This is a genomic window from Pantoea sp. Ap-967 (genome assembly GCF_011752565.1).
In the GTDB taxonomy this organism is placed as follows: Bacteria; Pseudomonadota; Gammaproteobacteria; order Pseudomonadales; family Pseudomonadaceae; genus Aquipseudomonas.
Genome location: NZ_VWXK01000049.1, coordinates 1 through 24,299, shown reverse-complemented (window position 1 = coordinate 24,299; position 24,299 = coordinate 1). Strand labels below are relative to the sequence as shown.

Sequence of the window (24,299 nt, the reverse complement as noted above, 5' to 3'; positions counted from 1 at the left end):
TGAGGCCACTTATGTTCGACTGGGAAGACCTGCGCCATTTCTCCGCCTTTACCAGCGCCGGCTCGTTGTCGGCGGCTGCCCGGCAACTGGGCGTGGACCACGCCACCGTGGCCCGGCGCATCGCCGCCCTGGAACAGGCCCTGAACCTCAAGCTGGTCGACCGCAGGCCCCGGGCCTACGCGCTGACCGAACAAGGCCGGCGGGTGGGCGAATATGCCGAACAGATGACCCAGTCGTCGTTCGCCCTGGAGCACTTCGCCAATGCCGGCCAGCAGCAGGTCGAGGGCGAGGTGGTGCTGGCCGCCCCGCCCGCGCTGTTGGGCAGCATCATCGCCCGGCACCTGGGTGCACTGTACCAGCGCTACCCACACCTGCGCCTGACCCTGGTCGGCAGCAAAACCCGCGCTTCGCTGGCGCGGCGCGAGGCCGACATCAGCGTCGCCCTGGCCAGGCCCAGCGAACCTACCTTGGTGGCCAGCCTGCTGGGTTACCTCGATTACCGGCTCTATGCCGCCCCCGCCTACTTGCGCAGCGCCAGCGCCGTGCGCTACATCGGCTATGACCAATCCCAGGCCAAGTCGCCCCAGCAGCAATGGCTACTGCGCCAAACCGGCAACCAGCCCTTCGCCCTGCAAAGCAACGACCTGCGCATCCAGGCCCAGGCCGCAGCGGGCGGCATCGGTATCGCCTGCCTGCCAGCATTCATGGCCCAGGAGCATGGCCTGGAGGTGGCCGGGCGCGACGAGCAGACCATGAGTATCGAAATCTGGCTGGCGGTGCACGAAGATGTGCGCAACACGCCGCGTATCAAGGCAGTGACCCATTTTCTCCAGCAGCAGGTACGGCCGTTGCTGCGCTTGTGAATTTTTGCAGATGTCGCCTGCACCGATGCGGAATTTGCGCAGGGCCGTATCACCGTTAAGCTGCCCCCCGATGCACAACCAATCAGTGAGGAGAAGCGGATGCAGTACGTCAAACTGGGTACCACCGGCCTGGACATCTCGAAACTGTGCCTGGGCTGCATGACCTTTGGCAAGCCAGATGCCGGCACCCACCCCTGGACCCTGGGCGAAGCCGATAGCCGGCCAATCATTCGCCATGCCGTGGAGCAAGGCATCAACTTCTTCGACACGGCCAACAGCTACTCGGCCGGCACCTCGGAAATCATCCTCGGCAAGCTGCTGAAAGAGTTCACCCGCCGCGAGGAAACGGTGATCGCCACCAAGGTGTTCTACCCCGCCAACATGTGGGAAGGCAGCACCCGCCCCAACGAGCAGGGCCTGTCGCGCAAGGCGATCATGGCCAATATCGACGCCAGCCTGACCCGCTTGGGCACCGACTACGTCGACCTATACCAGATCCACCGCTGGGACTACCACACGCCCATCGAGGAAACCATGGAAGCCCTCAACGATGTGGTCCGCGCCGGCAAGGCGCGCTACATCGGCGCCTCGTCGATGTACGCCTGGCAGTTCGCCAAGGCCCAGCAGGTAGCTGCCAGCAATGGCTGGAGCCGCTTCGTGTCGATGCAAAACTACCTCAACCTGGTCTACCGCGAGGAAGAGCGCGAGATGATTCCGCTGTGCCTCGACCAGGGCGTCGGCCTGATGCCCTGGAGCCCGATGGCCCGGGGCCGCCTGACCCGCCCCCACGGGCAGCAGACCGCGCGCACCCGCACCGACATTTCCGGGCAATCGTTCTATGAAAAGACCGAAGCCGAAGACGGCCGCGTGATCGATGTGGTCGAACAGCTCGCCCGCGAGCGCGGTGTGCCGATGGCACAGGTGGCGCTGGCCTGGGTGCTGGGCAAGCGCGGTGTTTCGGCGCCGATTGTCGGCGCCTCGAAAGTGGCGCAGCTGGACGATGCGATTGCCGCCCTGGCGTTCGAACTCAGTGCCGAGGAAATCGCCCGCCTGGAAGCGCCCTATGTGCCCCACGCGGTGACCGGGTTCAAGTAAGCCGGTACCGGCCGCTTCGCATTTTCAAGCGCGCACGCTACCCGCATGCGCGCCGCGAATACCCTGTAGGAGATCACCCAGCCCTGCGGGCTGCGCTGTCGCGCAGGAAACATCGCCAGTCGCCGCGCCGCAATGCGTGAGTGTCCAAAAATGCGATAAGCGAACACCGCCGATCGACCTACACCGCAACCCTGACCTGCCGAACCAGCGCCCATCTCCAGGCCAGCGCCGCCCCGGTAGGAGCGAGCACAGCTCGCGATGGGGCGCGTCAGCGGCCCCAAGTCTTCAGCTTCGCAGCTCATCACGCTGGGGCTGCGTTGCAGCCCATCGCGAGCTGCGCTCGCTCCTACGGGGGGGGCAGCCCGCAGGGCTGGGTCGGAGTTCATCACCCTGGGTGGCCGATCATCAAGCGCTTAGAGATCAGGCACCGCCCCCGTGTAACTGCCGCCACACCTATGCGACAATAGGCTCAATGTCTGGTCTCAACCCCGCATTTATCGCCCAACAGCTGGGTCACAGCGTGCAGATGCTGCTGTCGACGTATGCCCGTTGGCTCAACTCAAGCTCCGACTGGAGCGAGCTGGAAAAACTCAAGATTGGTATCAAATCGGTATCAGCTGAAAATCCAGCATCGTAAGTTACTGATAGGTAAGCCCTTTGATCTCCACCGCCAACATCACCATGCAGTTCGGCTCCAAGCCGCTGTTCGAAAACGTCTCGGTCAAATTCAACAACGGCAACCGCTACGGCCTGATCGGCGCCAACGGTTGCGGCAAGTCGACCTTCATGAAGATCCTCGGCGGCGACCTGGAGCCGTCCGGTGGCCAGGTCATGCTTGAGCCGAACACTCGCCTGGGCAAGCTGCGCCAGGACCAGTTCGCCTACGAAGAATTCACCGTGATCGACACCGTCATCATGGGCCACAGCCAGCTGTGGAAGGTCAAGGCCGAGCGCGACCGCATCTACTCGCTGCCGGAAATGACCGAGGAAGACGGCATGGCCGTCGCCGAGCTGGAAACCGAATTCGCCGAAATGGACGGCTACACCGCCGAGTCCCGCGCCGGTGAACTGCTGCTGGGCCTGGGTATTCCGCTGGAGCAGCACTTTGGCCCGATGAGCGAAGTGGCACCTGGCTGGAAGCTGCGTGTGCTGCTGGCCCAGGCGCTGTTCTCGGACCCGGACGTGCTGCTGCTCGACGAACCGACCAACCACCTGGACATCAACACCATCCGCTGGCTGGAAACCATCCTCACGGCGCGTAACAGCACCATGATCATCATTTCCCACGACCGGCACTTCCTCAACAGCGTGTGCACGCACATGGCCGACCTGGACTACGGTGAGCTGCGCCTGTTCCCGGGCAACTACGACGAGTACATGACCGCGGCCACCCAGTCGCGCGAGCAGTTGCTGTCGGACAACGCCAAGAAGAAAGCCCAGATCGCCGAACTGCAGACCTTCGTCAGCCGCTTCTCGGCCAACGCCTCCAAGGCCAAGCAGGCCACTTCGCGCGCCAAGCAGATCGACAAGATCCAGCTGGCCGAGGTCAAGCCTTCCAGCCGCGTCAGCCCATTCATTCGTTTCGAACAAACCAAGAAACTGCACCGCCAGGCGGTGGTCGTCGAGAAAATGGCGAAAGCCTTCGATGACAAGGTGCTGTTCAAGAACTTCGACATCACCGTCGAAGCCGGCGAGCGCGTGGCGATCATCGGCCCCAACGGTATCGGCAAGACTACCCTGCTGCGCACCCTGGTCGGCGAGATGACCCCGGATGCAGGTTCGGTGAAGTGGACCGACAGCGCCGAAGTGGGCTACTACGCCCAGGACCACGCCCACGACTTCGAAGACGACATGACCCTGTTCGACTGGATGGGCCAGTGGACCAGCGGCGAGCAGGTGATCCGCGGCACCCTGGGGCGCATGCTGTTCTCCAACGACGAGATCCTGAAGTCGGTGAAAGTGATTTCCGGTGGCGAGCAAGGCCGCATGCTGTTTGGCAAGCTGATTCTGCAGAAGCCGAACGTGCTGGTGATGGACGAGCCGACCAACCACCTGGACATGGAATCGATCGAAGCGCTGAACCTGGCACTGGAGAACTACCCAGGCACCCTGCTGTTCGTCAGCCATGACCGTGAATTCGTGTCGTCGCTGGCAACCCGCATCATCGAGCTGAGCCCTGATGGCGTGGTGGACTTCAGCGGGACCTATGACGATTACCTGCGTAGCCAGGGCGTCGTGGTCTGAGCTGACTGATTGGGCCGCCTGGGCGGCCCTTTCGCGGGGCAAGCCCGTTCCTGTAGGAGCGGGCTTGCCCCGCGAATGAGGCCAACACAAATCCCACAGGTTGGCACAACCCGACGAATAATTCGTTAGCCTGCTTTCATTTCCCCTCCACACCGGCCATGATGGGCGCACGCTAAACCGCCCACCCGCGAACGAGCCCATGACCGCGCAGCAACCCGCCCCCGCCAGCAGTACCTTCAGCATCACCCTGCAGATCCTTTCGATCGTTTTCTACACCTTCATCGCCTTCCTCTGCATCGGCCTGCCGATCGCGGTGTTGCCCGGCTACGTGCATGACCAGCTGGGTTTCGGCGCCGTCATCGCGGGGGTCACCATCGGCCTGCAGTACCTGACAACCCTGCTCAGCCGCCCGTTTGCCGGGCGTGTGGCCGATACCCTGGGGGGCAAGAAAGCCATTCGCTATGGCCTGATCGGTATCGCCGGGTGCGGCGTGCTGACGCTGCTCTCGGCCTGGTCGTTGCAGCTTCCGCTGCTGAGCCTGGCCCTGTTGCTGGGCGGCCGGGTGCTGCTGGGGCTGGCCCAGGGCCTGATCGGCGTTGCCACGCTAAGCTGGGGCATCAGCCAGGTCGGGCCCGAGCATACCGCCCGGGTAATTTCCTGGAACGGCATTGCCTCCTACGGCGCCATCGCCATTGGTGCACCGGTGGGCGTTCTGGCCACGGCCAGCCTGGATTTCAGCGTGCTCGGCCCGACCCTGCTGGTGCTGGCCCTGGCGGCCTTGCTGGTGTTGCGCAAGCGCCCGGATGTGCTGGTGACGCGGGGCGAACGGCTGCCGTTCTGGTCGGCATTCAGCCGCGTGGCGCCCTGTGGCCTGGGCCTGACCCTGGCGTCGATCGGTTACGGCACGCTGACCACCTTCGTCACCCTCTACTACCTGGAACGCGGCTGGGCCGGTGCGGCCTGGTGCCTGAGCGCGTTTGGTGTGTGTTTCATCATTTCCCGGCTGCTGTTCGTCAATGCCGTGAACCGTTTTGGCGGCTACAACGTGGCCATGGCCTGCATGGCCACCGAAGTGCTCGGCCTGAGCCTGCTGTGGCTGGCACCCTCCCCGGCCTGGGCACTGCTGGGGGCGGGCCTGACCGGCTTTGGGCTGTCGCTGGTGTACCCGGCGCTGGGCGTGGAGGCGATCAGGCAGGTGCCCAGCAGCAGCCGCGGGGCCGGGTTGGGCGCCTATGCGGTGTTCTTCGACATGGCGTTGGCGATAGCCGGGCCGGTGATGGGCAGCGTGGCCGTACACTTGGGCTACGCCTCGATCTTCTGCGTTGCCGCGCTGCTGGCCCTGGCCGGGGTCGGCCTAACGCTGCTGCTGGCGCGGCGCAGCCGTCGCGGCTGAGCGTTCGGCATGCTCGGGCCCGCCGAGGGCCTGGGTGAAGAAGGCTGCGGTATCCTGCTGCAGGGAATGGTGAATATGCCGGCGGTCGACCCCTTCGGCGTCCTTGCACAGCGCCGCCATGCGCGTGCGCTGCTCATCGTCGCAGCGGGCCATGAACACGAAGTGCCCGGCACCGGCCAGCAGGCGGTAGTCCGGGGTTACCGGCAGCTTGCGCGCCAGGGCCTCGGCATTGCGGTCCACGGCCACCAACTGGTCGCTGTCACCGCTGTAGATCAACGCTGGCACCTTCACCCCGGCCAGGGCATGGCGCCCGAACATCAGGCTCAATGGCGCCATCAGCATCACCGCCCCCACCCGCGCGTCGGCCTTGGGCGCCAGCTCACTGCGGTCAGCAATCAGCACGCCGTGGGTCTTGCAGGCGTCGTTGTCGGTGGGGCGCTCCAGGCAGTACTGGCGCAGGCGGTCGAGGTCGGGCTGGCCGCCTGACAGAATCAGCGCGGTTTCGCCACCTGCCGAATAACCGATCACCCCCACCTTGCCGTCATTCAGGTACGGCCCGAGCAGGGCATCCTCGCGCGCTGCAGTAATGGCTGCACTGACCTGCAAAGGCCGGCCATAGAGGTTGCTCAGCGTACCCAGGCGGCTGTGGTCGCGGGCGTTGTCACCGGGGTGGATCACCGCCACCACCACGAACCCCTCACGGGCCAGGGAAGTAGCCAAATAATGAAGGGCCAACGGGCTACCGGTATTGCCGTGCGACAACACCAGCAGTGGGAACTGCCCGAGTGCAACCGGGGCTTCCTCGGCAACATCGACCGGGTAGCCGTCAATACGGATGTTGTGCAAGGTGCCTTGGGACGGATAGAACGCCAGCGCCTGCATCGGCCGCTCGTCCACCGGGTCGGTCAGGGTCATGTGATGCAGGCCCGCCACCCAGCTGGATGCCTGGGCCTGGGCCAGCAGGCCAGCGAACAGGAGCACGGCCAACACGCAACGGGAGGTCTTCATCGGCCGGCTTCCGCACAGAGCGAGGGGATTTTGTCAGCATAGGACTGACGGCCCCGCAGGCACATGAAAACTGGATGAAAAAAGCCGGCTGCCGCCCAAAGGCGACAGCCGGCTTTTTTACAAGGCTTGCGATCAGGCGGCAGCGAACAGTTCGTTGGCGATTTGCGCCTGGGCCGCGTCGATGGCCTGGGTGCGCTGCTCCGGGCCGTAGGCCAGGCCATGGGCACGCACTACTTCTACTTCGGTGATGCCGATGAAGCCGAGGAACACCTTGAGGAAGTCCTCATGGCCAACACCGGTTGGCTGGCCAGCGTGCAGGCCACCGGCGGTGGACACCAGCACCACCTTCTTGTCGCCGCACAGGCCTTGCGGGCCGGCTTCGGTGTACTGGAAGGTCTTGCCGGCGACGGCAACGCGGTCGATCCAGGCTTTGAGCTGGGTCGGCACGCTGAAGTTGTACATGGGGGCGCCAATCACCACGGCATCGGCGGCAAGGAATTCGGCCAGGGTTTCGGCGCTCAGCTTGGCTTCGAAGGCCTGGGCAGCGTCACGGGCTTCTTCCGGGGTGCCGGCTGCCACCAGGGTGGCCGACGAGAAGTGGGCGATGGCGTCGGCGGCCAGGTCGCGGTAAACCACCTCGATGCTTGGGTCGGCAGCCTTCCAGGCGTCAACCACTTCGCGGCTCAGCTGGCGGGAGGCGGAATTGTCGCCCAGGATGCTCGAATCGATGTGCAATAGTTTCATGGGACTCTCCTGTGAATGAAGACCGCAGCGTTGGGCGATCACGATGGGGAGAATCCTACCGGGATGTCGAATGGCTGATAAGTCGCAGAAAATGCGTTAGTTTGTCCCACAGATGGAACAGTCACGACGCTTTGGGTATCTTGCCTGCTGCTTCGCAGGCCTTCCGGTCCGCTTCAGCGTTCGCCCCAAGCTCCTCGGCAAGAAGATCAATCAGCCCACGCACGGACGGAAGCAACCCGCGCTTGGAGGGGTAGACAGCATGAATTAGCCCGCTAGGCGGTCGATAAGCTGGCAACACCTCGACGAGCAAACCAGCCTCCAGGTCATGCCTCACCATCACCTCTGGCATCTGTACAACCCCCACGCCCTTGATCGCGGCCCGGTGAAGTGAGTCCAGGTCGGCAGTCACAAAGCGTGGGCTATGGGGGACCTCTACCCGGTCCCCCGAGGGGTCGATAAATGCCCAGCGGTGGTCACGATTGGCTGGCGCCAGGTCCATGCTAGGCAGCCCAATGAGATCGGCGGGCTCTTCCAATTGAATGCCTTCGACCAGCGACGGTTTCGCCACGAGCTTTTGATAGCTTTCGCCGAACACCTTGAGGAAAAGGTTTTCGTCTTGCAGAGGGGGGAAGCGCACACGCAACGCGATGTCGAAGCCTTCCCCCAACACGTCCACTCTGCGGTTGGTGCTCTCGACCTGGATCTGCACGTTGGGGTGAGCGACCATGAACTTCGCCATGGTATCGCTCACCCCCATCGCCGCCAGCGCCGGCGGGCAGCTGACGCGGATTAGCCCATGGGGCTCTGATCGCGACTGCTCGATGACCTTTTCAGCAGCATCGGCCTCAACCAGCATGCCTACGCAATGACGGTAGTAGTCCTGCCCGATCTCGGTGACGGTGAATTTCCGTGTTGAGCGCTGGATCAGGCGCACACCCAGCCGCTCTTCAAGGGCAAGAACCCGGCGGCTTAGCTTGGATTTCGGAATGCCAATTTTCCTGGCGGCCGCGGCAAAGCCCTTGTGCTCGACCACTTGGGCGAAGAAGTACAATTCGTTGTAGTCAAACACAGGGGCAATCCGGCAGCCGAAGAACAAAGGCCATTATTGCAGGTAACGACCGCTTGAACCTACAACTGCCAGAGCGACGCCATTGAGCTGGACTGTCGCCGTTTACATGACGTTCAGAGCCCTTGCACATTTGACCTATTGGACTTTTCCACGCGGGTCGTCGATGTGTTGTTTGGCTACGTCATAGCGAATGCCTTCCCGGCTCAGGATCCGCACGTTCTTCACCACCGTGGCCAGCGCATGCAGGAACGTGGCCGAGTGCTCATGGCGTTCATACGCCTGCTCATCAGCCCACCCTTCAGTGAGGTGAAAGGTATTCGGGTTGCTCAGATCCTGGGCAAACGCATAGTAGATGCAGCCTGGGAGCTTCTGCGCGGCGAGCATTTCCGGAACAACGGCGTCGATGAACGTCTGGCGGTCATCGGGATGAACGCGGTAATAGGCGCTGACCAGAATCTGCGTAGGTTGAGTCTTGTCGTGGTCGGACGCTGCGGCGATGTGGGTGGCTTGCATAGGTATTCTCCAGGCGTTCGATAGGGTTCAGGCAGCATCGCGCGGGGCGAAGGCGGTGGCGGCGGCAAGGGTGTTCATCGACTCGCGCAACAACTGGATCTTGCCGTCGTGCGCCACCAGGCGCCCGGCGTAGGACTGCTGGTAGATCCGCCCGGTGGCCGGCACTGGCGCTTCTACATCGTATTCGGCGAACGCCTGGTCCGGGGTATCGATCAGGAAGCGAATGCTGCGGAACTTGAAGTCCGGCACTTTCACCAACAGCGCTGCGATGAAGGCTTCGATCTGCTGCGGCCCTTGGGCACGGTCAGGGATGCCCAGGGATTTGAGATAAGGGATTTCCAGCGCACCGTCGTCGGCGAATAGCGCGGCGGCGGCACGTGGATCCTGGATTGTGTCCAGGTACTGCTGAAAGAGTTGCACGGCATTTTTCATGGTAGTCATCCTCGGGGGCTTCAGGTTGCGGCGCGGGATCGCCGAACATGCGGACCACATTAACCAGCCGTGCCAATCACGAAAATAGCAAAGATTGAAAGCTATCGTTTCACTTATGAAATAACCTTCCCTTCCCAACGCCAAGCGGGGTCTGACAGGTGCTCATGGAAGAAATCGGACAGTGCCCTGATCTTCGCCGGGCGTGTGCGCGCCGAGGGCGTCACGAAGTACAGCCCGCCCCGGGTCATACTCCACTCAGGCAATAACCGCTCCAAGCGGCCATCGGCCAGGTATTCACTGGCGATGAATTCTGGCAATTCGGAAATGGCCAGGCCTTCGAGCAATACCGGCAGCATGGCATCCGAGTTGGTGACGCGCAGCGGACCGTTCGGCACAACATCTTCTTCAGTGCCGGAGGCATCGGTGAAGCGCCACACCTGGGTGCGGGCGCGGTAGGCGTAGCTCAGGCATGGCACGTTTGCCAAATCCCTCGGGTGTTGCGGGCGACCGTGCTGTTGCAGGTAAGCAGGCGAAGCCACCAGAAACTGAGTAACGGCGCACAGTCGCCTGGCCACCAGTGACGAATCGGGCAACGCGGCAATCCGCAACGCTGCGTCGAAACCATCGGCCACCAGGTCCACCGAGGCATCGGACAGGTGCAGGTCGATAGACAGCTCAGGGTACTGACGAATCAGTTTCGGCAGCAACGGCGCCACCCAACGCAGCCCGAACGACATCGGCACGGCCAGCCGAACCTGGCCGCGTGGCTGTACCGACAGCTCCATGGCCTCGCCCTCGACCTCCTCAGCCTGGCGATAGATCTCGCCCGCCTTGCCGGCCATGCTGTGGCCGAATTCAGTCAACGACAACTGCCGTGAGGTGCGATTGAACAGGCGCCCGCCCAGCCGCTCTTCCAGCCGTGCGACCGCGCGCGACACCGTCGGCACCGACACGCCCATGACCCGCGCCGCCGCAGCGAAGGAACCTTCTTCTGCCACCTTGGCGAACATGGCCAAGCCTTCGAAATCGGGAAGTTTGCTCATTTCATTTCTGCAACGATGGATTTCAAGCAATTCTATTTTGAATTTTACGGCTGGTCGATACGCTTCTCCCATCGCAGCACTTCGGGCTGCTCGCCTACCTGATCAACCGAGAAAATACTGACCATGAATACCGTAAAGACCGCCTTGATTGCATTATCCGTAACCCTCGCCTCGCATGCCCAGGCTGCCGCCACCAGCACCCCGCTCCCCCAATCGACGCCCGATAGGCTTCAGGTGTCGATGATCGATCACGTCGGCATGAACGTGCCGGATATCAACGCGGCTATTGGCTTCTTTTCCGACCTGACCGGTGCCAAAGTGATCTCTGACATCACGCCGGGCAATGTCCCCCCCGCCTGGAAAACACAGTTCCGCTGGCATCAATCCAGTGAGTTGCAACGCTTCGTAATGCTGGAATTGACGGGCGGGGCCAAGATCGAACTGTTCCAGTATCGTGGCTTGCACATCAATCAAGTTCACCCGCACGGCGATGACATCGGCGCAAGCCACTTTGCCCTCAAGACCGCGGACATGGCGCGCAGCCTGTCGATCATCAAGGCCAAGGGCCTGACGATTCTCAATGAGCCAATCACCAATGCCGATGGTGTGCAGTGGATGTACTTCCTGACACCGTGGGGCGCCCAGGTGGAGTTGGTTTCGAGCGCTGCTGTGCTATAGGGCTATTTGCTCGGCTCTGCGGGTACAATTTGCAGGCGACGCGGGCGTGGGTCGATCACCTGGCGGCGTCCCTTCGAGGCTTGTGGAGAGCGGTATGTCCAAACAGAAAATGACCGAGCAACAGGTGACCGAGTATTGCCTGAGCCTGCCCGGCGCGCGGGAAGACTACAAATGGGGCGGGCTGCGGGTGTTCTCGGTGGCTGGCAACAAGATGTTCGCGGTACAGGGGCTGCAAGGCGCAGCGTTGATGTTCAAGGTTGCCGACGAGCTGTTCCTGGGCTACTGCGACCGGCCCGGTGTGCGGCCGGCGCCGTACCTGGCGCGGGCCAAGTGGGTGAGCATGGAGCAGCCCTACCCCATGGGCCGGGACGAGTTGTGCGACCTGCTGCAGCGCTCGCACCAGTTGGTGGTGAAGCGCTTGCCGAAGAGGCTGCAGGTGGGGTTGATGATTTAAATGGCCGTTTAGTAATTGCGCCGCAATCCCCTGTAGGAGCGGGCTTGCCCGCGAAAGGGCCGGTACAGGCAACCATCAACCGAACGGCAACAACCGCGCCCCCAGGAACAGGTAGTCAATCCAGAACATCTGGTGCACCAGCACAATCCCCCAGAACACCAACTGGTACGACAGCTTGCGGGTTTTGTGGCGCAGCAGCTGCTGCGCCACCAACGCCCCCGGCCAGCCGCCCAGCAGCTCGCTGGCGTGCAGCACCTTTTCCGGCGTGCGCCAGGCGTTGCGCTGGGCCTGGCGCTTGTCCTGCCAGTACAACAGCAGGCTGATCACGCTTGCCAGTGGGTACAGCGCCAGCGCTACCCAGCCCTGCCCGCGCCAACCCAGCTGCACTGCGCCCACTACCGGCAACAGGCACAACAAGCCCAGCGCCAGCCCTTTCAGGCGTGCATGGCGCACGCCCACCCCACGTTCGGCGCCACGTGCCGCCGTACCTTGTGCCTTGGCCATGTCAGCTGTTCGCCGTCGACCAGTCCACCCAGCCGAACTGCCAGGTCGCCAGGATGAACAAGCCAAAGACGATGCGGTACCAGGCAAACGCGGCATAGCTGTGGTTGGCAATGAACTTGAGCAGCGCACGCACGGCGATCATGGCGAAGATGAACGAGGTGACGAAACCGATGGCGAACACCGGCAAATCGCCCGGCTGGAACAAGTCACGGTACTTGTAGCCCGAGTACACCGCCGCCCCGACCATGGTCGGCATCGCCAGGAAGAACGAGAACTCCGTGGCCGCCTTGCGCGACAGGCCAAACAGCAGGCCGCCGATGATGGTCGAGCCCGAGCGCGAGGTGCCCGGGATCATCGCCAGGCACTGCACGAAGCCGATCTTCAGCGCGTGGGTCCAGCGCATGTCGTCCACATGGTCGACGTCCACACGGTGCTCGCGGCGCTCGGCCCACAACATGATCACCCCACCAATCACCAGCGCCGTGGCCACGGTGATCGGGTTGAACAGGTAGTGGTGAATCAAGTCGGCAAACAGCACGCCCAACACCACGGCCGGCAGGAATGCCAGCAACAGGTTGGCGGTAAAGCGCCGTGCCTTGGGCTGGCTGGGCAGGCCGAAGACAATGTCGAGGATCTTGCGTCGAAACTCCCACACCACCGCCAGGATGGCAGCGAGCTGGATGATGATGTTGAACGCCATGGCCCGCTCGCCACCAAAATCGATCAGGTCGGCGACGATGATCTGGTGCCCGGTACTGGAGATCGGCAGAAACTCCGTGAGCCCTTCCACCACACCCAAGATAATTGCCTGCAAGGCGGTCCAAAAATCCATCATTCCCCCTGGAGCACTGCTCTTGCAGGCCCCTTATTCTTTGATTTGCTAGTGATTACCGCACGCGGCGCGCCTTTTTACAGCCTGTGCTGGGACCGGCGCCAGTGGAAAAGTTCACCTTGCCTAAAGGTTTCATCTTGCACGGCCGAAATCCTAGCAAAGCGTTGTTGCAAAGGCTCGCGAGCCCAATGGCAGAGTAGCCAAATACCAGCACTTAGCCATTAGTCGGGTGTGGCCGATAAGCAAAGCATGCTTGGATGCACCTGAATAACAAGAACAAGGCAGGAGTGGCAGGTGATGAAGACGTTGCGGTCGATGTCGATCAGCCGGCGGTTATGGCTGATCCTGGTGGTTGCGGTGGGCATGCTGGTGGTGCTCGGCCTGCTGATGCTGCGCCAGATCCATGGCGACCTGTACCAGGCCAAGGCGGAAAAGACCCGCCACGTGGTACAGACCGCAGCCGGGGTGCTGGCCTATTACCAAGGCCTTGAGGCCGCCGGCACGCTCAGCCGCGAGGCGGCCCAGCAACAGGCCCTGCAGGTGGTGCGCGCATTGCGCTATGACCAGAACGACTATTTCTGGATCAACGACCTGGGGCCGACGATGATCATGCACGCGGCCAACCCCAAGCTCGATGGCCAGGACCTCTCGGCCATCCGCGACCCAGACGGCTTTGCCGTGTTCAACGAAATGGTCGCCCTGGCCCGCAGCCAGGGCGCCGGCCCCGTCGACTACCGTTGGCCCAAGCCGGGTGCCAGCGAGCCGGTGGCCAAAACTTCCTACATCCAACTGTTCAAGCCCTGGGGCTGGATCATTGGTTCGGGGGTGTATGTCGATGACGTTCAGGCCGAGTTCGCCCGCCAGCTGCGCGATGCCTCGCTGATCGGCTTGGCCATCGCCCTGCTGCTGGCGCTGGTGGTGACACTGATCGCCCGCAGCATCGCCCGCCCCTTGCAGGAGGCAGTGCAGGCGATGGGCAATATCGCCAGCGGCGAAAGCGACCTGACCCGGCGCCTGGACACCCACGGCCGCGATGAAATCACCCACCTGGGCGAACATTTCAACCGCTTCAACGGCAAGCTGCAGGGTGTGGTCGGCCAGTTGCAAGGGGCCGCCCACGCCCTCGCCCAATCGGCCGGCCAGGTCGGCGACAACGCCGGGGCCGCGCAGCAACACAGCGCCCAGCAATCGTTGCAGATGGACCAGGTGGCCACGGCCGTCAACGAAGTCACCTACGCCGTGCAGGACGTGGCCAAGACCGCCGAACAGGCCGCCGGCGAAATGCGCGCCGCGCAGCAGCAGGTACAGCACGGCCAGCAGGCCATCCATGGCAGCCTGCAGCAGATCGACCGGCTCTCGGCAACCATCGACCAGGCGGTGCAGGTGATCCGTGACCTGGCCGGGCATAGCACCAAGATTGGCGGCGTGCTGGAGGTGATTCGCTCGATTGCCGAACAAACCAACCTGCTGGCCCTCAACGCCGCCATCGAGGCGGCCCGCGCCGGCGAGCAAGGCCGCGGGTTTGCCGTGGTGGCTGACGAAGTGCGCCTGCTGGCCCAGCGCACGGCCCAGTCGACGGCAGAAATCCATACCATGATCGAGCACCTGCAAGGGCAGTCGGACGCGGCCGTGAAGGCCATCGACACCAGCAGCGAAGCCTCGCGCCAAACCGTCGAGCAAGCCCGCGAGGCCGGCACCAGCCTGGATGCCATCAGCCAGGCGCTACACAACCTCACCGCCCTCAATGCCTCGATCGCCAGCGCCACCTTGCAGCAATCGCATGTGGTCGAGGAGATCAACCGCAACGTGCTGGACACCGCCGGCCTGTCCCAGCAAACCGCCGATGCGGCGCTGCAGTCGAGCAGCGCCGGGGTAGCGCTGGGGCAACTCAGCGAAGAGCTCGAACAGCTGTTGCGTCAGTTCAAGGTGTAGCCTGCGCAGGCGCGACCCTTGTGGATTCGCGCCTACTCCTTCCTGCTGCCACGCGCTACAATCGCGCCCCCTCTCGCCCCAAGGATCGCCGATGTCCGGCCTCGAACTCATCGCCGCCGTGCTCGGCGTCATCGCCGTATGGCTCACCGTCAAACAGAACGCCTGGTGCTGGCCAATCGGCCTGGTGATGGTACTTATCTATGGCTGGCTGTTCTTCGAGGTGAAGTTGTACTCCGGCATGCTCCTGCAACTGGCCTATGCGCTGCTGCAACTGTATGGCTGGTGGCAGTGGAAACGCCCTGACCAGGTGGCTGAAGCACGCCAGGTGTCGCGCCTGGGGCCGCCTGCGCTGCTGGCCGGCCTGGTGGCCGGCGCCCTGCTGAGCGTGGCCCTTGGCGCTGCCATGGCCCACTGGACCGATGCCGCGATGCCCTGGCTGGACGCCACGCTCACCGGCTTCAGCCTGGTCGCCCAGCTGTGGATGGCACAGAAGCGCGTGCAGTGCTGGCCACTGTGGGTTGTGGTGGATGTGGTCTACGTCGGCCTCTACCTGCACCAGCAGCTGTACTTCACGGCCGGCCTGTTCGCCCTGCTTACCCTGATTGCCGTGCGTGGCTGGCTGGAATGGCGCCGCGACCCAGCGCTGGTGCCAGCATGAAGGTTCTGGTGCTGTGCGGGCCGGAATCCAGCGGCAAGAGCTGGCTCAGTGGCGAAATCCAGGCCCACTTCGGTGGCATCGTGGTAGGTGAGTACGTGCGCCACTTCATTGACCGTGAAGGCCGCGACACCTGCTATGCCGATATCACCCCGATTGCCCAGGGCCAGTTGCAATGGGAAGACCAGGCACGCCTGCAGGCCCCGGAGCTGCTGATTCTCGACACGCACCTGCTCAGCAACATGCTGTGGAGCCGCGCCCTGTTCGATGACTGCCCGCCGTGGCTGGAACAGGCCCTGCTCAGCCGCCACTACCACCTGCACCTGTTGCTCAGCCCGCAAGGCGTGGGCTGGGTAGCCGATGGCCAGCGCAGCCAGCCAGACCTGGCCGACCGCCAGGCGTTCTTCGATGACAGCCTCGACTGGCTGCAGCGCCACCAGCGCCCCGTGCAGATCATTGGCGGTGATTGGCCCCAGCGCAGCGCCGCCGGCCTTCAGGCGGTGCAAGGGCTACTGGCCGGCAAAACACCGGTTTGCGCCACCGAGTGTTAAGCCCATGACACAACACGCGCAGGCCGAGCCCCCGTCACTGCGGGCTCGGCGTGGGTTTGCGGGCCAGTGTCAAGCTGATGAAACAGTGTGCCTTGAAGGCCTTCGAGCAACGTAAATGCTGGGCCAAACCCCGTTTTACTGATTTTCTGTCTCAACGCTGATACAGCATGTTCAGCTCACGTTCAGGCAGTGAACGTAACCTGTTGAATTCTCGATAAAATCAAAAATCGGCACGCCTTTCGCTCTCCTCCCTCGCAACGCTGAACAGACCAGCGCCCGAAGAAGGAGTCGCCGTCATGGGGAAACTCGACAAAGGCATCTGCCATTTGCTGCTGGTCGGTTGTGCATTGGGCTCGGGCCTCGCGACCCTGAGCGCCCAGGCCGCGGATGGCATCATCGTGATCACTCGCGATGTGCAACCACGCATTGCCTACCGCCAGCCCCTCCAGCCCGATCCGAATCCGACCACCGTCAATGCCAACCCGGCAGCCCAGGTGCTCAAGCAAACCAATGAACTCAGTGACGGCGATTTCGCAAGCGTGAGCAGCGGCGCCGGCATCACTTCGCTGATCACCCAGCAAACCAACGGCATCGGCAGCAACATCAACCAGCAGAGCCAATTGCCGAACATGGCCGGGGGCCGCGGCACCGGTGGCGGCAATGGCATCTCGAACATGGTCAACTCCAGCGTGCAGCGTGGCCTGGCGCCCCTGCAGATCCTGACCGGAGGCCAATGACATGAGGCACATGCTGCTGATTCTGGCTTCACTGTGCAGTGCAACGGCGTTGGCCGGTTCACCGGTCATCGACAACGCCACCATCGACAATTCCGGCGCCAACTACCAGGGCAACGTCGGCGTCAACCAGGCCGCCGGCGACCAGCAACAACAGGCCAACGCCCGTGCCTTGGCCACTGGCCACAATGCCAGCGCCGTCACCGACATTCGCCAGCGCCTCAACACAGCCCCCGACCCGGCCCGCGATACCCAGGCCAATATCCAGGGCAATTCCTTCAGCGGTGGCAACGGCGCACTGGGTGTGAACCAGGCCGCCGGCGCCGCCAACCAACAGGCCAACGCACTGCGCATCAGCATCAGTGCCCAGCCGCAAAGTCTCGACGACAGCGTCCTCAAGCAACAGAACGTGGCGCTGCTCAACAACTCCGATGCAACTGACTCCACCCCCGGTTATCGCCATGTCAGCACCAGCGACCAGGCCTTCACCGGTAGCCGTGGGGTGATTCAGTTGAATCAGAGCGCAGGGGTGGGAAACCAGACGGCCAACACCTTCAGCGTGCGGGTTGCTCAATGACCCAAGCAGTTAAGAACAACACTTAACCTAAAAAAGACGGAGAAACACCATGAAACCTTCGATGGCAATCAAGCCTCTGGTTTTCGCAATTGCTGCGATCATGGCTGTTGCGGCACAAGCTGGCCAAAATGATCGTCGTGGCAACGACCACCACCATGGCAACCAGAACCCTCCAGAAAGGATGGTTCCGATCAATGCCACTGCCACGGCAACCGACCGGCAAACCAGCACCAACAACTACATCCGTAACGAAGGCACCATCAACAACGCTGAGATGAGCAGCTCGGCGTCCGGTGCCAGTGGCAACGTCGGTGTCAACGTGGCGGCCGGTTCCGGCAACCAACAAGACAACGCCGCCGCCATCGCCAACGCCGCGTCCGATGCATCGGCCATCGACAACAGCTTCGTGTTCGGCACTGCTTCTGCCACTGCCCGGGTCAACCAGCAGAGCACCAGCAACATGGTGCAGAACTACGGCACCACCGCCTCGGCCACCATGAGCGGGTCGGGTAACGCCGGCAGCGGCAACATGGGCATCAACATTGCCGGTGGCGACCTCAACCAGCAGAAAAACACCATGGCGATCGCCAACGCCAACGCTGGCCTGGGTAACTCCACCGCCACCGCCTCGGCCAACCAGAATGGCCCAGGCCTGACCGTGGTCAACAGTGCCGACCGCACCTACCGTGTCGATACCCTGACGCTCACCACCACCCAAAGCGGCTCGGCCTCGCGCAGTGGCCAGTTCGATTCGAGCGACGACAGAAGCGCTTCGTCGAGCTGGAGTGCAGCCGGTGCACAAGCGTCCGCCAACAGCGGCTCCAGCAGCTGGAACTCGAATGGCACCAGCAGCTCGAACGCCAGCGGCAACAGCACCTCCAACGTCAATGGCAGCAACAGCTGGAACGCCAACGGCTCTGCCAGCGGCAACGCCAGCTCGTCCAGCAACACCACCCTCAGCGCCTCGCTGGATGCCTCGGCAGAAGCTGCTCGCAGCCAAACCTTCGGCAACCGTACGCGTAGCGAAAGTGCTAGCGGCTCGCTGAACGCCTCGCTGGATGCCTCGATCGACAAGTCGCATCAAAGCGCGTACGACTCGTCGTTCGAAAAAGCCTTCGATTCGTCCTTCGACAAAACCCGCAGCTCGTCGTATGACAAGTCTCACGACTCGTCCTACTCCAAGTCTCACGACTCTGCCTACGAGAACGCTTCGGCTTCTGCGTACCAGAAATCGGGTGAAAAAGCCTCGCAATCTTCGCACGACGTGTCGAAGGGCTACAGCGAGAGCAGCGCTTACGACCTGAGCAACTCCGTGTCGTTCCAAGTGCTGACCCCGACCGGCTGGGCCAACCCTGTCACCAACACCGCCACCCTCAGTGGCTCGGTCAATGGCGGCAGCGGCAACCTGGGCGTGAACGTGGCTGCCGGTGTGGGCAACCAGCAAAGCAACTCGCTGGCCATCTCCAACACCTCGTTCTGACCGCTGGACTGAAGGCCCCCCTCGGGGGGCCTTTTCTTCCGCATAACAAGAAGGCACCCGATCATGCGTATGACTGCCTTGGCGTTGTTGCTGTGCCTCGCCAGCGTGAGCGAAGCTGCCCAGATGCCGCTTTCGGTGATCCCCGGAGGTGGCGTGGTGTTCAAACCGCTGCAGAGTGTGCGCGAACGCAAGTTCGTCGACCTGGTGCAGCAAAAGACCGATTTCAGTTGCGGCGCCGCCGCGCTGGCAACCATCCTGCGCCAAGCCTACTGGCTGGACGTGGATGAAACCCACATCATCGAAGGCATGCTTGAGAACGCCGACCAGAACCTGGTGCGAACCCAAGGCTTCTCCATGCTCGACATGAAGCGCTACGTCGAAAGCCTGGGCATGCGCGCCCGCGGCTACCGGGTCGCCCCGGAAACCCTGGAAACCGTGCGCATCCCGGTCGTGGTGCTGATGGACATCCGTGGCTACAAGCATTTCGTGGTCTTGCAGCGGGTCGATAAAGGCTGGGTCTACATCGGCGACCCGGTGCTTGGGCACAAACGCTACAAGGTGGACGATTTCGTCAAAGGCTGGAACGGCATCATCTTCGCCGTCATCGGCCAAGGCTACGACAAGAGCAACGTGTTGCTGACCCCACCTTTGCCGCTCACCGCCAAGAACCGCATCAACGATTTCCAGCCGGTTAAAGACGCGGAGCTGATGGACTTCGGGTTCATCCGCAGCGACTTCTTCTAACGCCCTTGCTAGGGTCTGGGAGCATCCTATGAAGACTCCAATCTGGCTAGTGGCCGCGTGCATGGCAGCCAGCCTGCCGATTCACGCGGAAACGTTCAAACCCATCGAATTGAAGGACCAGGAGCTGGCCAACCTGCGCGGGCGTTTCGTCATGCCTGGCAGAATCGTCAGTTTCGGCATCGTCATGACCAGTACCTGGGAAAACGCCAAGGGCGAACTGATCGGCGCAACGTCGCAGATGCAAATTGCGCAATCGACGATCAAACCCCAGTTCTATGTGTCGATGATCGATGAAAAGGCGCCCAGTTCGTCCAGTTCGTCCAGCTCGCAACCTATCGCCAACGGCACCGGCACGGTCACCGGTGGCAACGGCCTCACCACCACCCAAGGCGTGACCCAGGTTGTACGGGCCGCAGGCGACAACAACATTGCCAACAACAATGTCGATATCAATGTCAGCAAAGCCAGCCAGGCCGACCCGACCCCGCAACCCCAGGGCCAGGTGCTGAGCGCAGGCCAGACCCTGACCGGCGCCAACGACGCAGGCTCGCTCAGCGTGTCCTCCACAGGTTCCGGTGTGCAGATGAACATCGTCGCCAACAACAACCAGGGCAGCACCCTGCAGCAACTGGCCCAGGGCGGCTTGCTGCAGAACACCACCCTGCTTGGTGGCAGCAACGTGGTCAGAAACCTGACAGCGCTGAACGTGGTGCTGCGTGACACGGCCCCAAGTACCGGAAACGTGGGCCCCAATCTCGATCAACTCAAAGGCCTACGCAATCTCGGATACTGATCTACGCTCAGTCTCATCCAACATGTAGTCAGAAGGGACGGCTATTCCATGCATCGATCGTTGACGTTCAGAGCTGTAGTTTGCTTGAGCACCCTGGCCCCAGCGTCATTGCTATATGCAGCAGCAGATCCACAGGTTGAAGCGCTGAAACAGGAGCTGGCACAACTCAAGCAACGCTACGAGGCTCAACAGAATGCACTGATGGTGCTCGAGCAGCGCGTACGCCAGGTCGAAGAGACCCCTGCCGCAGCACCGCCCAAGCGCCTCGTGCGCTCCCCCTCCGAGCCCTCCAAAGGCACCCAGACGGTGGCCGCGGGGGGCAGTTCCTATGGCCAGTCGCTCAAGGACGACTCGGAACCGGCGCAGAGCGTGTCCAACCTGTATGACGAAGCCAGCGGCTTCTTCGGGGGCGGCAAGTTCAGCGTCGAAACGGGGCTGACCTATACCCACTACGACACCCGCGCCCTGGTGCTCAATGGCTTCCTGGCGCTGGACTCGATCTTCCTTGGTAACATCAACATCGACCGTATCAAGGCCGACAACTGGACGCTGGACCTCACCGCCCGGTACAACCTGGCTAACCGTTGGCAGTTCGACGTCAACGTTCCGGTCATCTACCGCGAATCGACCTACTCCTCCGGCGGCGCCGGCGGGGCTGGCCCAAACGCCTCCGATGCCACGGTTACCCGCGACCCGCAAATCGGCGATGTCAACGTCGGCGTGGCCTACAAGTTCATCGACGAGTCGGAGCACTGGCCCGATGCGGTGGCCACCCTGCGCATCAAGGCGCCCACCGGCAAGGACCCCTACGGCATCAAGCTGCGCGAAGTGGCCGGCAACAACAACCTGTCGGTGCCTGAGAGCCTGCCGACCGGTAACGGCGTGTGGTCGATCACGCCGGGCATCTCGCTGGTCAAGACCTTCGACCCTGCCGTGCTGTTCGGCAGCCTGTCCTACACCTACAACATGAAGGACTCGTTCAGCGACATCAGCCCGCAGGCCGACTCCAAGGTGCCAGGCGACGTGAAACTCGGGGACTCCTGGCAGATTGGCGGCGGTATCGCCTTCGCCCTCAACGAGAAGATGAGCATGTCGTTCTCGGTTACCGACCAGTTCGCCCGCAAGAGCAAGATCAAGCCCGACGGCGGCGATTGGCAGTCGATCACCAACAGCGACTACAACGCCGCCAACTTCAACGTCGGCCTGACCTTTGCCGCCTCGGAAAACCTCACCATCGTGCCAAACCTGGCCATCGGCCTGACCGAAGACTCCCCGGACTTCTCGTTCAGCCTGAAATTCCCGTACTACTTCTGAAGCCAGGGGCTGCCCCGCAGCCCCGCCATTTGGTAACCAGCCTTGTAATCCGCCACTTTCCTGACGCTTGCCTGATATCATCGCCCATCGTTTCGTGACGATTTGATGTCAATAAGGAAAGTGTCCGTGAAAAACCTGCTCCGCCCTCCTCTCACCCGGCTTCTGGCCCTGGCGGCCCTGGTTCTGGTGATTCCGTTGGGCGCGCGCGCCATGTTGGGTTGGTCGAACCCACTGGGCTACCTGTCGGACCTTGCAGTGGGCAGCCTGTTGGTGCTGCTGGTGCATCGCCGCCCCTGGTGGCTGGCGCTGCCGCTGCTGCTTGCCTGGGCCGCCCTGTGGGTGGCCTCCGCCGAGTTGGTCAGTGCCGTCGGCAGGCTGCCAGTCAGCGCCGACCTGGGTTACCTGTTCGACCCACAGTTCATGGAAAACTCCACCGGCGGCGGCCTGGCCCATGCCTGGCTGCCAGCGCTGCTCGGCGGCGGCCTGCTGGCCTGGCTGCTGGGCGCCTGGTTCGGCCGTGGCCAGCCCCAGGCACGGCTACCACGCAAGGCTTGGGCCCTTCCTGCCGTACTGTTCGGCATGCACTGGGGCCTGCAGCACCTGGCCCCGAGCGACGCCGAGCAATGGCGCCAGTACAACCTGACCCACCAAGCGTTGTCCGCCGGCGTCGGCGACCTGCAACGCCAGGCCCAGGGTTGGCTGGGCGAGGCACCTGTCATCACCCCGCTGCCTGCCAACGGCCTTACCCAGCACGACCTGGCAGGCCAGCGCCTGCTGGCAGCCCCAGGCCAGGCCCGCAACCTGCTGGTGATTACCCTCGAAGGCATTCCCGGGGCTTACCTGAGCCCCAACCGCGAAGCCTTGCACAGCCGCTTCGACCAGGCCTTGATGCCGAAACTCAGCCGCTGGGCGCAGCGGGGGATGAACACCCCCGACTACGTGCTGCACACCCACCAGACCATTCGCGGGCTGTATGCGATGCTCTGCGGTGACTACGACAAGCTGGCCAACGGCACCCCCAAGGGCATGGAGCTGCTGACCCAGCAGCAGCGCAACCAGGCATGCCTGCCGGCACAACTGCGCCAGGCGGGCTTCACCACGCATTACCTGCAAGGTGCCGGGCTGCGCTTCATGGCCAAGGACCGCATCATGCCGCACATCGGCTTCGAGTCGGTGCACGGGCTGGAGTGGTTCAAGCACGACAACTACCTGGAATTCCCTTGGGGCAAGGATGACCGGGCCTTCTTCGAAGGCGCGCAGGACTACGTGGGGCAACTGCGCCAGCAGAAAAAGCCCTGGATGCTCACCCTGCTGACCGTGGGCACCCACCAGCCTTACTCGGCACCTGCCGACTACCTGGCCCGGTACGACACGGCCAAACAGGCGGCGGTGGCCTACCTGGACGACGCCATCGGCGCGTTTCTCGACAACCTGGAGCGCCAGGGCGTGTTGAAGGACACCCTGGTGGTCATCACCTCGGATGAGTCCCATGGCATCGATGGCGTACGCCTGGCCTCTTCATGGGGCTTCAACCTGACCCTGGCGCCGGAACAGGCGCAATTGCCGCACATCAAGCAGGGCATCTATGGGCATGTCGACCTGGCCACGTCGCTGCTCGACTACTTCAACCTGCCGATTCCCGTTGCGCTGGCGGGCCGCTCGCTGTTTCGTGACTACGACAGCGGCCGGGAAATGATTTCCTACACCAACGGCATGCTGCGCTACCACGATGGCCAGGGGGTATTCACCGAGTGCGATTTCCAGCAGCGCTGCCGACGCTATGCCAGCCAGGGCTTCATCGCCGACCAGGCGCGCTACCTGGGGCCGGGTGACAACAGCTTCGGCCCGCAATTGGGTGCATTGGCTGGGGTACTGGACCAATCCCTGCTGCAAACGCCACTGAACTTGCGCTACCAGTTTGGCGGGCCTTCGGCCATCGCCCTGCAGGCGCGCATTCATGACGATTGGGCGGACAACCTGATTGGCGCGCAATACCTGGAAATGCCCGAGGGTTCACGCACGCGCGTGCGGGTCAAGGTGCGGGCACTCGACCCGCAGCACGCTGCTTACATCCAGCTGAAGGCCAAGGAGCTGGAGCAGGATGTACCGCTGGGTTTGCCCGAGGAAATTCGGGTAACCACCGATGAGCCACTGGAAATGGAGTTCGGTTTCGACAACCCCAGCGTGCGCAAGGCGTTTTCGTTTCACCTGCTTGGCTACGGGGGTGGTGAGGTGGAAGTCAGTGATTTCAGCGTGATCACCGCGTTGCCTGGCGAGGAAGAGCCGCAGGAAGACTTCACCGACGGCCAGGCCGCGCAATCCAGTTAAACCCCGCCTCAATTCCCTGTAGGAGCGGCGGTGCGGCGACCCGACTTGCCCCGCGAACACCGGCGCAGCCGGTGCCATGCACCGCGTCGCTTGCTTCGCGGGTCAAGCCCGCTCTCATCAAACAAAATGCAACCCACTGATTTTTAAGGCACTCAGGCAGCGACAAGTTGATACCCCAGTTTCCGGGCTTTACGCAGCAAAGCCCGGAGCTGGCGGTCTTGGCTTTTGGCTTCAAACTCTTCCAAGCCTTGCTCAACATAGCTTTGCTTCTTCGTAAGCAGCGTGTAGACCAGTCGAGCGAGTTGATGCGCTGTGGCCT

At 62.8% G+C, this 24,299-nt stretch carries 25 protein-coding genes and 1 pseudogene; 17 read left to right on the top strand and 9 right to left on the bottom strand.

Features of this window, described 5'->3' with window-relative positions:
* Window positions 1-11 precede the first annotated feature (11 nt).
* The 5 genes from F3J45_RS28585 to F3J45_RS28565 all read left to right on the top strand — a co-directional run bounded on the left by F3J45_RS28585 (window position 12) and on the right by F3J45_RS28565 (window position 5,595).
* A complete protein-coding gene (locus F3J45_RS28585; RefSeq protein ID WP_167070708.1) occupies window positions 12-863 on the top strand; it encodes a LysR family transcriptional regulator in 852 nt (283 codons plus the stop codon).
* Between the two features lie 99 nt (window positions 864-962).
* Window positions 963-1,958 carry an aldo/keto reductase gene (locus F3J45_RS28580; protein WP_167070707.1) on the top strand — a complete coding sequence of 332 codons (996 nt, stop codon included), beginning with the start codon at window positions 963-965 and terminating at the stop codon, window positions 1,956-1,958.
* A gap of 472 nt (window positions 1,959-2,430) precedes the next feature.
* The gene (locus tag F3J45_RS28575) at window positions 2,431-2,595 is read left to right on the top strand and encodes a hypothetical protein (RefSeq protein ID WP_205300724.1); all 165 of its coding nucleotides are present in this window, start codon (window positions 2,431-2,433) and stop codon (window positions 2,593-2,595) included.
* Between the two features lie 20 nt (window positions 2,596-2,615).
* On the top strand, window positions 2,616-4,202 hold the full coding sequence (locus tag F3J45_RS28570; protein ID WP_167070706.1) for an ABC-F family ATPase: 1,587 nt from the start codon (window positions 2,616-2,618) through the stop codon (window positions 4,200-4,202).
* Window positions 4,203-4,401: 199 nt separating this feature from the next.
* Window positions 4,402-5,595 carry an MFS transporter gene (locus F3J45_RS28565; protein ID WP_167070705.1) on the top strand — a complete coding sequence of 398 codons (1,194 nt, stop codon included), beginning with the start codon at window positions 4,402-4,404 and terminating at the stop codon, window positions 5,593-5,595.
* On the opposite strand, the gene F3J45_RS28560 is transcribed toward F3J45_RS28565, so the two are convergent.
* The 6 genes from F3J45_RS28560 to F3J45_RS28535 form a co-directional block, all read right to left on the bottom strand.
* Complete coding sequence (locus tag F3J45_RS28560; RefSeq protein WP_167070704.1) at window positions 5,557-6,603, bottom strand: dienelactone hydrolase; 1,047 nt, start codon at window positions 6,601-6,603, stop codon at window positions 5,557-5,559. The two genes, F3J45_RS28565 and F3J45_RS28560, sit on opposite strands and share 39 nt — an antisense overlap.
* Window positions 6,604-6,735: 132 nt before the next feature.
* Window positions 6,736-7,347, bottom strand: coding sequence for an FMN-dependent NADH-azoreductase (locus tag F3J45_RS28555; protein WP_167070703.1), 612 nt, complete (start codon window positions 7,345-7,347; stop codon window positions 6,736-6,738).
* A gap of 121 nt (window positions 7,348-7,468) precedes the next feature.
* Entirely contained in the window at window positions 7,469-8,416 is a 948-nt protein-coding gene (locus F3J45_RS28550; protein WP_167070702.1) for a LysR substrate-binding domain-containing protein, read from the bottom strand.
* 135 nt (window positions 8,417-8,551) lie between these two features.
* Window positions 8,552-8,929: a putative quinol monooxygenase gene (locus F3J45_RS28545; RefSeq protein ID WP_167070701.1), complete on the bottom strand. Its 378-nt coding sequence runs from the start codon at window positions 8,927-8,929 to the stop codon at window positions 8,552-8,554.
* Window positions 8,930-8,956: 27 nt separating this feature from the next.
* Window positions 8,957-9,361 carry a nuclear transport factor 2 family protein gene (locus tag F3J45_RS28540; protein WP_167070700.1) on the bottom strand — a complete coding sequence of 135 codons (405 nt, stop codon included), beginning with the start codon at window positions 9,359-9,361 and terminating at the stop codon, window positions 8,957-8,959.
* Window positions 9,362-9,474: 113 nt separating this feature from the next.
* A complete protein-coding gene (locus F3J45_RS28535) occupies window positions 9,475-10,404 on the bottom strand; it encodes a LysR family transcriptional regulator (protein ID WP_167070699.1) in 930 nt (309 codons plus the stop codon).
* 123 nt (window positions 10,405-10,527) lie between these two features.
* On the opposite strand from F3J45_RS28535, the gene F3J45_RS28530 reads away from it, so the two are divergent.
* Window positions 10,528-11,082, top strand: a complete 555-nt coding sequence (locus tag F3J45_RS28530) for a VOC family protein (RefSeq protein ID WP_167070698.1) — start codon at window positions 10,528-10,530, stop codon at window positions 11,080-11,082.
* 94 nt (window positions 11,083-11,176) lie between these two features.
* Window positions 11,177-11,536 carry an MmcQ/YjbR family DNA-binding protein gene (locus F3J45_RS28525; protein WP_167070697.1) on the top strand — a complete coding sequence of 120 codons (360 nt, stop codon included), beginning with the start codon at window positions 11,177-11,179 and terminating at the stop codon, window positions 11,534-11,536.
* 75 nt (window positions 11,537-11,611) lie between these two features.
* Here F3J45_RS28525 and F3J45_RS28520 read toward each other — a convergent pair whose 3' ends face one another.
* Complete coding sequence (locus F3J45_RS28520; RefSeq protein ID WP_167070696.1) at window positions 11,612-12,040, bottom strand: DUF1294 domain-containing protein; 429 nt, start codon at window positions 12,038-12,040, stop codon at window positions 11,612-11,614.
* Between the two features lies 1 nt (window position 12,041).
* Entirely contained in the window at window positions 12,042-12,875 is an 834-nt protein-coding gene (locus F3J45_RS28515) for an undecaprenyl-diphosphate phosphatase (RefSeq protein ID WP_205300722.1), read from the bottom strand.
* A gap of 294 nt (window positions 12,876-13,169) precedes the next feature.
* Between F3J45_RS28515 and F3J45_RS28510 the strand changes: the two genes are divergently transcribed.
* From F3J45_RS28510 to F3J45_RS28465, 10 genes are all read left to right on the top strand, one after another.
* The gene (locus F3J45_RS28510) at window positions 13,170-14,804 is read left to right on the top strand and encodes a methyl-accepting chemotaxis protein (RefSeq protein ID WP_167070694.1); all 1,635 of its coding nucleotides are present in this window, start codon (window positions 13,170-13,172) and stop codon (window positions 14,802-14,804) included.
* A 91-nt stretch (window positions 14,805-14,895) separates the two neighbouring features.
* The gene (gene pnuC / locus F3J45_RS28505) at window positions 14,896-15,462 is read left to right on the top strand and encodes a nicotinamide riboside transporter PnuC (protein ID WP_167070693.1); all 567 of its coding nucleotides are present in this window, start codon (window positions 14,896-14,898) and stop codon (window positions 15,460-15,462) included.
* Complete coding sequence (locus F3J45_RS28500) at window positions 15,459-16,010, top strand: AAA family ATPase (RefSeq protein ID WP_167070692.1); 552 nt, start codon at window positions 15,459-15,461, stop codon at window positions 16,008-16,010. The genes pnuC and F3J45_RS28500 overlap by 4 nt, the downstream gene beginning before the upstream one ends.
* Window positions 16,011-16,306: 296 nt before the next feature.
* Entirely contained in the window at window positions 16,307-16,747 is a 441-nt protein-coding gene (locus F3J45_RS28495; RefSeq protein WP_167070691.1) for a hypothetical protein, read from the top strand.
* 1 nt (window position 16,748) lies between these two features.
* Window positions 16,749-17,321, top strand: a complete 573-nt coding sequence (locus tag F3J45_RS28490) for an adhesin (protein WP_167070690.1) — start codon at window positions 16,749-16,751, stop codon at window positions 17,319-17,321.
* A gap of 181 nt (window positions 17,322-17,502) precedes the next feature.
* On the top strand, window positions 17,503-18,801 hold the full coding sequence (locus tag F3J45_RS28485; RefSeq protein WP_205300721.1) for a hypothetical protein: 1,299 nt from the start codon (window positions 17,503-17,505) through the stop codon (window positions 18,799-18,801).
* A gap of 63 nt (window positions 18,802-18,864) precedes the next feature.
* The gene (locus tag F3J45_RS28480) at window positions 18,865-19,545 is read left to right on the top strand and encodes a C39 family peptidase (RefSeq protein WP_167070688.1); all 681 of its coding nucleotides are present in this window, start codon (window positions 18,865-18,867) and stop codon (window positions 19,543-19,545) included.
* Between the two features lie 28 nt (window positions 19,546-19,573).
* Window positions 19,574-20,338, top strand: a complete 765-nt coding sequence (locus F3J45_RS28475; RefSeq protein ID WP_167070687.1) for a hypothetical protein — start codon at window positions 19,574-19,576, stop codon at window positions 20,336-20,338.
* An 84-nt stretch (window positions 20,339-20,422) separates the two neighbouring features.
* Complete coding sequence (locus F3J45_RS28470) at window positions 20,423-21,652, top strand: hypothetical protein (RefSeq protein ID WP_205300720.1); 1,230 nt, start codon at window positions 20,423-20,425, stop codon at window positions 21,650-21,652.
* A gap of 126 nt (window positions 21,653-21,778) precedes the next feature.
* A complete protein-coding gene (locus F3J45_RS28465; RefSeq protein WP_167070685.1) occupies window positions 21,779-23,980 on the top strand; it encodes an LTA synthase family protein in 2,202 nt (733 codons plus the stop codon).
* A 152-nt stretch (window positions 23,981-24,132) separates the two neighbouring features.
* Here the strand turns inward: F3J45_RS28465 and F3J45_RS28460 are convergent.
* Window positions 24,133-24,299: pseudogene (locus tag F3J45_RS28460) on the bottom strand (IS110 family transposase); the annotation flags it as partial.